Consider the following 12,143-nt stretch of genomic DNA (forward strand, 5'->3'; position numbering starts at 1 on the left):
CCGCCGGTCAGGCCGCGGCGCGCTCGTCCTCTCCGACGAAGGTGCGCCACAGCTCGGCGTACCGGCCGCCGCGCGCCAGGAGTTCGGCGTGGGAACCGTCCTCGACGACGCGGCCGCGGTCCATGACGACGACCCGGTCGGCGCGCGCGGCCGTGGTGAGCCGGTGCGCCACCACCAGCGTGGTGCGCTTGCCCGCGAGCCGGTCCGTGGCCTGGTTGACCTGGGCCTCGGTGGCCAGGTCGAGGGCGGCGGTGGCCTCGTCGAGCAGCAGCACGTCCGGGTCGACGAGCTCGGCCCGGGCCAGCGCGATCAGCTGGCGCTGCCCCGCGGAGAGGTTGCGGCCGCGCTCGGCGACGGTGTGCAGGTAGCCGCCGTCGAGGGTGGCGATCATGGCGTGGGCGCCGACCGCGCGGGCGGCGGCCTCCACCTCGGCGTCGCTCGCGGCCGGCCGGCCGTAGGCGATGGCGTCGCGGACGGTCCCCGGGAAGAGGTAGGACTCCTGGGGGACGACGCCCAGCCGGTGGCGGTACGCCGTCAGGTCGAGCTCCCGCAGGTCGGCACCGTCGGCGGTGATCCGGCCGGAGGTCGGGTCGTAGAACCGGGCCACCATCTTGACCAGCGTGGACTTTCCGGCACCGGTCTCGCCGACGAAGGCGACGGTCTGCCCGGCGGGAATGCGCAGGCTGATGCCGGCCAGCGCGTCGGCCTTCTCACCGCGTTCGGCGGCCGTCCCGTACTGGAAGCGGACGTCCTCGAAGGCGATCTCGCCGCGCAGCCCGGGCAGCTCGCGCGGGTCCTGCGGCCGCGGGGTGGTGGTGGGCTCGCGCAGCAGCGCCTGGATGCGGCCGAGGGAGACGGTGGCCTGCTGGTAGCCGTCGAAGACCTGGGAGAGCTGCTGGACCGGGGCGAAGAACAGGTCGATGTAGAGCAGGTACGCCACCAGCGCGCCGGTGGTGAGCGTCCCCGCCTCCACCCGGCCCGCGCCGACGATCAGCACGGCGGCCGCGGCGGCCGAGGACAGCAGCTGGACGAACGGGAAGTAGACCGATATCAGCCACTGGCCGCGGATCCGGGCCTCGCGGTAGGAGTCGCTGCGCTCGGCGAAGCGGGTGGCGCCGGAGCCCTCGCGGCGGAACGCCTGGACGATGCGCAGACCGGAGACGGACTCCTGGAGGTCGGCGTTGACGAGGCTGACCCGGTCGCGGGCGAGCTCGTAGGCGGCGACGGACTTGCGGCGGAACACGATCGTCCCGACGACCAGGACGGGCAGGGTCGCGAAGACGATCAGCGCGAGCTCGACGTCGAGCACGAGCAGGGCGACCAGGATCCCGAAGAAGGTGAAGACGGAGACGACGGCCGTGACCAGTCCGGTCTGCAGGAACGTGGACAGCGAGTCCACGTCCGTGGTCATCCGGGTCATGATCTTGCCGGTCAGCTCGCGCTCGTAGAAGTCGAGGCCGAGCCGCTGGAGCTGCGCGAAGATCTTGACGCGGAGGGAGTACAGGACGCGCTCGCCGGTGCGGCCGGTCATCCGGGTCTCGGCGACCTGCGCGGCCCACTGGGCGACGACGACCGCGAGGGCGAGCGCGGCGGCCGCCCAGACGGCGCCGAGCACGGCCGCTTCCACGCCCTGGTCGATGCCGTGGCGGATCAGGATCGGCAGGAGCAGTCCGGATCCCGCGTCCACGGCGACGAGGGCGAGGCTGATGGCGAGCGGCGCCCAGAACCCCTTGAGCAGGCGGCGCAGGCCGTAGCTCTCCTCGGCGGCCGCGGCGCGGGCCTCGTCCACGTCGGGCCGGTCGTCGGCGGGCGGCAGGGCGGCGACCTGCGCGAGCAGTTCGGGGGTGGCGGGCGTCCCGGCCACCGCGCCGGCCATGGAGTGGCCGGCGCCCGGTGCCCTGCCGGCGGCGGGAGCGGCGGCGGTGGCGGGGCCGTCGGCGGCGTCGGGTTCCTCGCGGCGGCGCCAGAGCTCGGGGGTGATCCCGGCGGGGACCCTGCGCTTGGCGTTGACGGGCTCGGAGTCGATCTCGGCCTCGAGCTCGATGTCCCGTTCGAGGTCGCGGTCGAGCTCGCTCTCGAACTCGGCGATCGCGAGGGCGTCCGGGGTCCGCGGCGAGCCGGCGCCGAGCGCGTCGGGGTCGGTGAGCAGCCTGCGGTAGAGCGGCGAGCGCTTCTGAAGCTCCTCGTGCGTCCCGATCTCGGCGAGCCGCCCGCGGTCCAGTACGGCGATCCGGTCGGCCAGCGCGAGCGTGGAGCGGCGGTGGGCGATCAGCAGGGTGGTCCGGCCGGCCATGACGGCGCGCAGGGCCTCGTGGATCTCGTGCTCGACGCGGGCGTCCACGGCGGACGTGGCGTCGTCGAGGAGCAGCAGCCGGGGGTCGGTGAGGATGGCACGGGCCAGGGCGACGCGCTGGCGCTGGCCGCCGGAGAGGGTCAGGCCCTGCTCGCCGACCTTGGTGTCGTACCCGGCGGGCAGGGCCCGGACGAAGCCGTCGGCCTGCGCGGCGCGGGCCGCGGCCTCGATCTGCTCGTCGGTGGCGCCGGGGTGCCCGTAGGCGATGTTGGCGCGGATGGTGTCGGAGAAGAGGAAGGAGTCCTCGGGGACGAGGCCGATCGCGCCCCGCAGGGAGGTGTAGGTCAGCTCGCGGACGTCGTGGCCGCCGATGCGGACGGTGCCGCGGTCGGCGTCGTAGAAGCGCGGCATGAGGAGCGAGATGGTGGACTTCCCGCTGCCCGAGGCGCCGACGACGGCGACGGTCTCGCCCTGCGCCACGGACAGCGAGAACCCGTCGAGGACGGGCCGCTCGGGGTCGTAGCCGAAGTGGACGTCCTCGAACTCGACGGTGGCGGGCGCGTCGGCGGGCAGGTCGTGCGCGCCCTCCCGGATCGCGGGCTGCGTGTCGATGAGCTCGAAGACGCGGTCGGCGCCGGCGCGTGCCTGCTGGGCGACGGTGAGGACCATGGCGAGCATGCGGACGGGTCCGACGAGCTGCGCGAGGTAGGTGGAGAAGGCGACGAAGGTGCCGAGGGTGACCTGCCCCTCCGTGGCCATCCAGCCGCCGAGCGCCAGCATGGCGACCTGGGCGAGCGCGGGCACGGCCTGGAGCGCGGGGGTGTAGCGGGAGTTGAGCCGGATGGCCCGCATCCGCCCGGCGAACAGCCGGCGCCCGGCGTCGCGGAGCTTGCCGGTCTCCTGCTCCTCCTGGCCGAAGCCCTTGACGACGCGTACGCCGGTCACGGCTCCGTCGACGACGCTCGCGACGGCGGCGGCCTGGCTCTGCGCGTACCAGGTGGCGGGGAAGAGCTTCTTGCGGCTGCGCTTGGCGATGAACCAGAGGGCGGGGGCCATCAGCAGCGCGACGACGGTCAGCAGCGGCGACAGCCACAGCATGATGCCGAGGGATATCCCGAAGAGCAGGAAGTTCCCGATCGTCATCGGGAGCATGAAGAGCAGGCCCTGGATGAGCTGGAGGTCGGTGGTGGCGCGTCCGACGACCTGCCCGGTGGACAGCTCGTCCTGACGCCGCCCGTCGAGGCGGGAGATGGTGTCGTACATGTCGGTGCGCAGGTCGTGCTGCACGTCGAGGGCGAGGCGTCCGCCGTAGTACCGGCGTATGTAGGTGAGGACGTACACGAGCAGGGCGGCGGCTATGAGCATCCCGGCCCAGGGGCCCATGGGCTTGGTGTGGTCCCCGATGACGTCGTCGATGATCACCTTGGTGACCAGCGGTACGAGCGCCATGACGGCCATCCCGGCCAGCGAGGAGCCGAGCGCGAGCAGCACGTTCGCCTTGTACCGCCAGGTGTGGGCGGCCAGCCGCTTCACCCAGCCCTGTTTTTCCCCCGCCGCTGTCTGTGCCGCCGCCACGTAGGCCTCCCCGTTCGGTCCTGTCCTGCCGGAAGCGGGAACGCCCCGACCGGCGGATTTCATCCCGCCGCAACAATTCGAACGTGTACGCAGGTCGGCTCCGGCGCACCCGGGGAGCCCCGCCGTGTGCGCCGTCCGGGTCGTACGCCGCTCCGCGCTCCGTTCGGCCGCCCGGCCCCGCCGGGGTGCAGGCACCGGAACCGGCGAACAGACTGGGCGCATGCCGGAGCCGCATGATCAGCCGCCGCCCGGACCGCGGGCGGCGGACCCGGCGGCCCCACCGAGCCCGTCGAGGGCGTTCCTGGAGAAGGTCGCGTACATCGCGGCGCCGGGGACCATCGTCCTCGGCCTCCTCTACTACTTCGGCACCACCTACACCCAGGCGTACTACGCCACGTTCGGGGTGCCGACGGCCGACCTCCAGCTCTCCGTCGAGGCGTATCTGGTGCGGAGCCCGAGCGCGATCTTCTTCCCGCTCTGGTTGCTGCTGTTCTGCGGGCTGGCCGTGCTGCTGGTGCTGGGGTGTGCGGGGCGGCTGCTGGGCCGGCCGGAGCAGCAGGCACGTCGTGCGGCGGTGACCGGCTGGCTGCTCGCGACGGGGCTGTTGCTGGTGCTGGCGGGGTTCCCGGTCTTCTTCTGGGAGGACCGGCTGCCGCGACTGCCCGAGGGCTGGCTGCGCCAGTTCGTGCCCTGCCTGACGGTGGCCCTGGGCGCCACGCTGGCGTTCGCCGCCGTACAGCTGCGCCTGAGCAGCCCCGACGGACGGGACCGGGCGGATCCCGGGGACCGTACGGCCGACCGGCTGTGGCTGGCAGCCGGCGCCCTGCTCCTCGGGGTCCTGACGATGAGCCTGTTCTTCGGCATGGCGCGGTACGTGGCGGCGGCGGGCCGTGCGGAAGCCATGCAGGACGCCGCGGGCGGCTACCTGTCCAGCCCGAGGGCTGTGATCTACTCCCGGGTGCCCGTGACCCACCACGCTCCGGGCATCCTCTTCGACGACCTGGGCGGCCCCGGGGGCCCCTACCGCTACCAGTACCGCGGCTTCCGCGTCCTGGCCAAGACGCCGACCCGCCTCTACCTCGTCTCGCACGTACCCGGTCAGAAGTCCCGCACTCTGGTGGTACTGCCCGACGACAACACGGTCAGGATCGAGATCAGTCCGTGAGGCCGGGCTCAGGGCTGTCCGTGGGGCTCGGGTCGGAAGTCTCGGACCGGGTGGGGTCGCCGGTCGTCACGGACGGCGAGGGCGTCCCGGTACCCGTGGTGTCCTCGTCGCTGGGAGTGGCCTCGCCCACCGCCTGACCGGAAATCCCGACGGACAGGACACCGCCGTCGGACGTGGTGGCCGTCAGCTGCCCGCTGTAGGAGCCCGGCTCCGTCGCGATGTGCCGGATCCTGATCCGGCACGTGCCGCCGGGCGGCAGCTCGACGTCCGTACAGGTGTCCTCGACGATCGACGTCTCGCCGCTGTCGACGGTGGCGGCGAGGTTCTGAACGGTGACGGGGTCGCCGCCACTGTTGACCACGGTGACGTCCCCGCTGGCGGGCTCGCCGACCGGCGCGGTCGGGACGTCGACGTGGGAGTCCGAGTCGTCCACCCCCTTTCCCAGGAACACCGATGCCGAGGGGTCGGGGGTGGTCGTCACCTCGGGCGCGGGCGTCGGCGAGAGGGTCTGCGGGGAACTCGGCCCGGGCGGGTCGGGCGTCGGGCCGCCGCACCCTGCGGCGGCAGCCAGTACCCCGGCCACCACTGCCGCGGTGAGACCCCGTACGACTGTGCGCAGCACGGCACCACCACCTCCGCTCCGGATCGGGTCCGCAGCCAAGGTCCCACAGTTGCGTCCGCGTCCCGCCCCACCCGGATCGGTGACACAGCGTCATCACCCGAAGGAGCGCGCTGCGCGGTCCCGGAGGGTCACAGGTGGGTCGGGGCGAACATCCTGAGAGTGGCCGGCAGGACCAGGACCGAGGGGCCCGGGGTGGCGAGGGCCTTCTTGAGGTCGGCCGTCAGGGATTCCGGGGTGGTCGTGGCGGCCGGGACGCCGAAGGACTCCGCCAGGGCGACGAAGTCGGGGCGGGTGAGCTCGGTGCCCGTGGTGCGGCCCTCGAAGGCGTCGGTCATGTACTCGCGCAGGATGCCGTAGCCGCCGTCGTCCACGATCAGCCAGGTGACGTCCAGGTCGTGCTGGCGGGCCGTGGCCAGCTCCGCGAGCGAGTACATCGCGCCGCCGTCCCCGGAGACGGCGAGCACCGGGGTGTCCGGCTCCGCGACGCAGGCGCCGAGGGCCGCCGGGAAGGCGTAGCCGAGGCCGCCGGCGCCCTGGGCCGAGTGCATGGTGTTGGGGTGCTTGGCGTCGAAGGCCGACCACGCCCAGTAGGACAGGATCGTCATGTCCCAGAAGGACGGGGAGCGGGCCGGCAGCGCGGCCCGGATCGAGGTCAGGAGGGACTGCTCCAGGGCCAGGTCCTGGTCGGCGAGGCGGGCCGCGATGTCCTCCAGGACCATGCGGACGCGCTCGGGGGCGTGGTCGTCCTGCCGTTCGGCCACGGTCTCCAGCAGGGCCTGGAGGGCGAGGCGGGCGTCGGCGTGGATGCCCAGCGCCGGGTGGTTGGACTCCAGCTTGCCGAGGTCCGCGTCGATCTGGACGATCCGGCCCGTGGGGAAGAAGGTGTGGTAGTTCGACGACAGTTCGCCGAGGCCCGAGCCGACGACGAGGAGTACGTCGGCGTCCTCCAGGAAGTCCGTCATGTGGCGGTCCTCCAGCCAGGACTGGAGGGACAGCGGGTGCGTCCAGGGGAAGGCGCCCTTGCCGCCGAAGGTGGTGACCACGGGCGCGCCCAGCCGCTCCGCGAGCTGCCTGAGCTTGCCGGAGGCGTCGGAGCGGACGACCCCGCCGCCCGCGATGATCACGGGGCGGGAGGCCCTGGACAGCCAGTGCGCCGCCACGGCGGTCAGCTCGGGGCGCGGGGCGAGCTCGTGCGGGGTCGCGTCCATGCCCGTGACCTGCGGGATGATGGTCTCCGACCGCAGGACGTCCTCGGGGATCTCCACCCAGACCGGCCCGTGCGGGGCCGTGAGCGCCGACTCCCAGGCCTCGGCGACGACCGAGGGGATCTGGGAGGCGGTGCGCGCCTCGTGGACCGACTTGACCACGTCGCGGAAGGAGGCGGCCTGGTCGCGCAGCTCGTGCAGGTGGCCGCGCCGCCCGCCGCCGAGGCCCGCGACCGGCACCTGTGAGGAGATGGCGAGGACGGGGGCCGAGGCCGCCGCCGCCTCCGCCAGGGCCGGCAGTGCGGTGAGCGCGCCGGGGCCGGTGGACAGCAGGAGGGGCGCCGCCTCGCCGGTGATCCGGCCGTAGGCGTCGGCCGCGAAGCCGGCGTTGTTCTCCACCCGGAGGGTGACGAGGCGCAGGTCCGAGCGCCCCACCGCGTCGAAGAGGCCGAGGGCGTGCTGCCCCGGCAGTCCGAACACGGTGGTGGCGCCCAGCGAACACAGCGTCTCCACGACCAGGTCCCCGCCCGTCCGGCCCGGCGGCGGGGCCAGGGCGGCGGCCGTCTGGGCCTCGGTGGGACGGAGTACCAGGTCGTGGTCGTGCGTCACGGGGGTGTGGTGCCCTTCTTACTTCGCCTTCGCCGCCGCGATCTGGCGGCTCATGATCGTGGTGAGCTCGTACGCGGTGTGCGAGGCCGCGACCGAGGTGATCTCGGCGTGATCGTACGCCGGGGCGACCTCGACCACGTCGGCGGAAACGAGGTTGCAGGAGGACAGTCCGCGGATGATCTCCAGGAGCTCGCGGGAGGTCATGCCGCCCGCCTCCGGGGTGCCGGTGCCGGGGGCGTGCGCCGGGTCCAGCACGTCGATGTCGATGGAGATGTAGAGCGGGCGGTCGCCGATGCGCTGGCGCAGCTGGTCGGCGACCTCGTCGGCGCCGCGGCGGTAGACGTCCGCCGAGGTGACGATGCCGAAGCCCATCTTGGCGTCGTCGTCGAGGTCCTGCTTGCCGTACAGCGGGCCGCGGGTGCCGACGTGGGAGAGGGCCTCGGTGTCGAGGATGCCCTCCTCGACGGCGCGGCGGAACGGGGTGCCGTGGGTGTACTCGGCGCCGAAGTAGGTGTCCCAGGTGTCCAGGTGGGCGTCGAAGTGCAGCAGGGCGACCGGGCCGTGCTTCTTGGCGACGGAGCGGAGCAGCGGCAGGGCGATGGTGTGGTCGCCGCCGAGGGTCATCAGGCGGGAGCCGTTGCCGAGGAGCTCGTCGGCGGCGGCCTCGACCGTCTCGACGGCCTCGTTGATGTTGAAGGGGTTCACCGCGATGTCCCCGGCGTCCGCGACCTGCGCGAGGGCGAAGGGGGAGGCGTCCTGCGCCGGGTTGTAGGGGCGCAGGAGGCGGGAGGCCTCGCGGATGGCGTTGCCGCCGAAGCGGGCGCCGGGGCGGTAGGAGACGCCCGAGTCGAAGGGCACGCCGACGACGGCGACGTCGGCGGAGCCGACCTCGTCGAGGCGGGGCAGCCGGGCGAAGGTCGCCGGGCCCGCGTAGCGCGGGATGCGGGAGGAGTCGACGGGTCCGCGCGGCTGCGTGCTCATGGCTGTGCCTCTTTCTCTGGCCTGACGTGTGCGGTCCTTCGAGCGTAAGCGGGCCGCCGGAGGGTGGGGAGTGTACGTTTCATCCATCTGGCCCTGCCGATATGTACGGAGTATCCATGCCTGCCGCTCCCCGCGATCCGGAGTACGGCCACGGACCCGCCGGGGAGCCGCTCACCCCGCCGGTGCTGCTCGGCTCGCTGCTCGCCGACCGGGAGCTCGGCCTGCGCCACCTCGCCGGGCCGGCCGCCGCCGGGGTGCACGGCGTGCACGCCTCCGAGATGCCCGACCCCTCCCCCTACCTGCTCGGCGGCGAGCTGCTGCTGACCGCCGGGGCGGGTCCCGCCGAGGACCCCGACGGGTACGTGGCCCGGCTGGCCGGGGCGGGGGCGGCCGCCCTCGGCTTCGGTGTGGCCCCGGTGCACGAGGAGGTCCCGGCCGCGCTGGCCGAGGCCTGCGCCCGGCACGGGCTGCCCCTGCTGGAGGTTCCGCCGCGGACCCCGTTCTCGGCGGTCGCCCGCGCGGTGGGGCGGCTGACGGCGGAGGCCCGGACCCGGGAGCTGCGCCGGACCACCGAGGCCCAGCAGGCCCTGGCGGCGGCCGCGGCCCGGCCCGATCCGGTCCCGGCGGTGCTGGCCCGGCTCGCCGCCAGCCTGGGCGGCTCGGTCGCCCTGTGGCCGGGCGGCCGGACGGCCGGGCCGGAGCTGCCCGCCCCGGCCCGGGAGGCGCTGGCCGCGCTGCTGGCCCGGGTCGGCCGCGAGGGCGGGCCCGCCACGGCCACGGACCGGGCGGGCGGGCACCACCTGGCCGCCTACGCCCTGGCCGGGCGGGCCGCGCTGGGCACCGCGACCCCGGCCCGCGCGCCCGGCGACCACACCGTGGCCTCGGTGGCCGCCGTACTGCTGACCCTGCTCACCGCCGAGCGGCCTGCCGGGGTCGAGGCCGCGGCCCTGACCCGGCTGCTGCTCGACGGGGATCCGGCCGCGGCCCTGACGGCCGGACCCTGGTACGCCGTCCACGCCCGCGGCAGCGGGGATCCGCAGGCCCTCGCGGCCGCGCTGGGCACCGTACTGCTGGACCCGCACGAGGGCGGCGTACGGCTGCTCACCGACCGGGAGCCGGGCGCGCAGCCCGGATGGCGGCTGGGGGTGAGCGCCCCCGCGGCGCCGGACGCCCTGGCCGCGGCGGAGGCCCAGGCCGGGCGGGCCCTGCAGCGCGCGGAGGCGGCCCGTACCCCGCTGGCCCGGCACGCCGACGCCGGCTTCGCGGGGCTGGTCGGGCAGGCCGAGGCCCGCGCCCACGCCGAGGCGCTGCTCGGTCCGCTCTCCCCCGCGCTGCGCGAGACCCTGCGGGCCTGGCTGGCGCACCACGGCAGCTGGGACCGGACGGCGGCCGCCCTGGGGGTGCACCGCAACACCGTGCGCCAGCGCGTGGCACGCTGCGCGGCCTTGCTGGACCGGGACCCGGACGACCCGGACGTCCGGATGGAGCTGTGGTTCGCGCTGCGCCAGGAGTGATCCGGCCACGGGTGTGACGTACGCGCGTGCGACCGACTCTGGACAGCCTGGTCAACTCGTCGGTAACTTAGTCTGAGCAAGCGCTTAATTTAGGCGGCGGACCGCCGCGACGAAGGGAGCCGGCCGTGCGCCGTACGGTGTTCAACGAGGACCACGAGGCGTTCCGCGAGACCATCCGCGCCTTCATCGAGGCCGAGGTCGTCCCCGTCTACGACGAGTGGTTCGCCGCGGGCCAGGCGCCGCGCGACTTCTACTACAAGCTCGGCGAGCTGGGCGTCTTCGGCATCAACGTGCCCGAGGAGTTCGGCGGCGCGGGCCTGGACACGCACAAGTTCGAGGCCGTCCTCTACGAAGAGACCTCCCGCGCGGGCGTGAACTTCGGCGGCTCCGGCGTGCACGTGCTGCTCGCCCTGCCCTACATCAAGATGCTCGCCGACGACGAGCAGAAGAAGCGCTTCCTGCCGAAGTTCGTCTCCGGCGAGGAGATGTGGGCCCTCGCGATGACCGAGCCGGGCACCGGCTCCGACGTCGCGGGCATGAAGACCACCGCCAAGCTCTCCGAGGACGGCACCCACTACGTCCTCAACGGCTCCAAGACCTTCATCACCGGCGGCGTCCACGCCGACCGCGTGATCGTCTGCGCCCGCACCTCCGCCCCCAGCGAGGACGACCGCCGCTTCGGCATCTCCCTCTTCGCCGTGGACACCAAGTCCGAGGGCTACTCCATCGGCCGCAAGCTCGACAAGCTGGGCCTGAAGACCTCCGACACCGCCGAGCTGGCGTTCGTCGACGTGAAGGTCCCGGTCGAGGACCTGCTCGGCGAGGAGGGCAAGGGCTTCTACTACCTCGGCCACAACCTGGCCTCCGAGCGCTGGGGCATCGCCTTCGGTGCGTACGCCCAGGCCGCCGCTGCCGTCCGGTTCGCCCAGCAGTACGTCACCGAGCGCACCGTCTTCGGCAAGCCCGTCGCGCACTTCCAGAACACCAAGTTCGAGCTGGCCGCCTGCCAGGCCGAGGTGGACGCCGCCCAGGCCGTCGCCGACCGCGCCCTGGAGGCCCTGGACGCCGGCGAGCTGACCCCGGCCGAGGCCGCCTCCGCGAAGCTCTTCACCACCGAGGTCGCGCACCGCGTCATCGACCGCTGCCTCCAGCTCCACGGCGGCTACGGCTACATGAACGAGTACCCGATCGCCCGCCTGTACGCCGACAACCGCGTCAACCGCATCTACGGCGGCACCAGCGAGATCATGAAGTCGATCATCGCCAAGTCGATGGGCCTGTAAGCCCCCTTGAACGAGGCACTGACGGATCTCCTCGATCTGCTCGACCTGGAGCAGATCGAGGAGAACATCTTCCGCGGCACCAGCCGCACCTCCCTGGTGCCGCGCGTCTTCGGCGGCCAGGTGGCCGCGCAGGCCCTGGTCGCGGCCGGACGCACGGTGCCCGCGGACCGTCTGCCGCACTCGCTGCACTCGTACTTCCTGCGCACCGGCGACTCCGGCGCGCCGATCGTCTACTCCGTGGACCGGATCCGCGACGGGCGGTCCTTCACCACCCGGCGCGTGGTCGCCGTCCAGCACGGGCAGCCGATCTTCCACCTCTCCGCGTCCTTCCAGGCGTACGAGGAGGGGTTGGAGCACCAGGTCCCGATGCCGGCCGCACCGGACCCCGAGTCCCTGCCGACGGCCCTCCAGGCGCTGCCGCCGTACCGCGAGATCTTCCGCGACCCGGGCACCGTCGAGCGGCTGCTGGAGGCGCGCGGCGCGGTGGACCTGCGGTACGCGACCACCCCGCCCTGGGGCACGGTCGGCGAACCGCTGGAGCCGCGCTCGCAGGTCTGGTTCCGCACGCAGGGCAAGCTCGCGGACGACCCGCTGCTGCACACCTGCCTGGCCACCTACGTCTCCGACATGACCCTGCTCGACGCGGTCCTGCTCGCGCACGGACGCGGCGGCTGGGCGGTGGGCGACGTGGTCGGCGCCTCGCTGGACCACGCGATGTGGTTCCACCGGCCCTTCCGCGCGGACGAATGGCTGCTGTACGACCAGGAGTCCCCCTCGGCCCACGGCGGTCGGGGCCTGGGCCAGGCCCGCATCTACACCCAGGACGGCCGCCTGGCGATCACGGTCATCCAGGAGGGCGTGGTCCGCATCCCGCGCGCCTGATCCGCGGCGGGCGG

General features: G+C 73.7%; 8 protein-coding genes. 4 read left to right on the forward strand and 4 right to left on the reverse strand.

Annotated elements, in window-relative coordinates:
• Positions 1-7 precede the first annotated feature (7 nt).
• Complete coding sequence (locus E6U81_RS30940) at positions 8-3,868, reverse strand: ABC transporter ATP-binding protein (RefSeq protein WP_136233342.1); 3,861 nt, start codon at positions 3,866-3,868, stop codon at positions 8-10.
• A gap of 220 nt (positions 3,869-4,088) precedes the next feature.
• On the opposite strand from E6U81_RS30940, the gene E6U81_RS30945 reads away from it, so the two are divergent.
• The gene (locus E6U81_RS30945) at positions 4,089-5,033 is read left to right on the forward strand and encodes a hypothetical protein (RefSeq protein ID WP_240804118.1); all 945 of its coding nucleotides are present in this window, start codon (positions 4,089-4,091) and stop codon (positions 5,031-5,033) included.
• Here E6U81_RS30945 and E6U81_RS30950 read toward each other — a convergent pair.
• From E6U81_RS30950 to speB, 3 genes are all read right to left on the reverse strand, one after another.
• Positions 5,023-5,655 (reverse strand): hypothetical protein, encoded by a 633-nt coding sequence (locus tag E6U81_RS30950; protein WP_136233343.1) that lies wholly within the window; start codon positions 5,653-5,655, stop codon positions 5,023-5,025. The genes E6U81_RS30945 and E6U81_RS30950 overlap by 11 nt on opposite strands.
• Positions 5,656-5,783: 128 nt before the next feature.
• On the reverse strand, positions 5,784-7,469 hold the full coding sequence (locus tag E6U81_RS30955; RefSeq protein WP_136233344.1) for a thiamine pyrophosphate-binding protein: 1,686 nt from the start codon (positions 7,467-7,469) through the stop codon (positions 5,784-5,786).
• A gap of 18 nt (positions 7,470-7,487) precedes the next feature.
• Positions 7,488-8,450, reverse strand: a complete 963-nt coding sequence (gene speB / locus E6U81_RS30960) for an agmatinase (RefSeq protein ID WP_030655465.1) — start codon at positions 8,448-8,450, stop codon at positions 7,488-7,490.
• Between the two features lie 116 nt (positions 8,451-8,566).
• Here speB and E6U81_RS30965 point away from each other — a divergent pair, with 116 nt between their 5' ends.
• The 3 genes from E6U81_RS30965 to tesB all read left to right on the forward strand — a co-directional run bounded on the left by E6U81_RS30965 (position 8,567) and on the right by tesB (position 12,129).
• A complete protein-coding gene (locus E6U81_RS30965; protein WP_136233345.1) occupies positions 8,567-9,964 on the forward strand; it encodes a PucR family transcriptional regulator in 1,398 nt (465 codons plus the stop codon).
• A gap of 125 nt (positions 9,965-10,089) precedes the next feature.
• On the forward strand, positions 10,090-11,247 hold the full coding sequence (locus E6U81_RS30970; RefSeq protein WP_136233346.1) for an acyl-CoA dehydrogenase family protein: 1,158 nt from the start codon (positions 10,090-10,092) through the stop codon (positions 11,245-11,247).
• 6 nt (positions 11,248-11,253) lie between these two features.
• Entirely contained in the window at positions 11,254-12,129 is an 876-nt protein-coding gene (tesB, locus tag E6U81_RS30975; RefSeq protein ID WP_136233347.1) for an acyl-CoA thioesterase II, read from the forward strand.
• Positions 12,130-12,143 lie beyond the last annotated feature (14 nt).

It is taken from the genome of Streptomyces sp. A0592, assembly GCF_004795115.1.
GTDB classification, from domain to species: Bacteria; Actinomycetota; Actinomycetes; order Streptomycetales; family Streptomycetaceae; genus Streptomyces; species Streptomyces erythrochromogenes.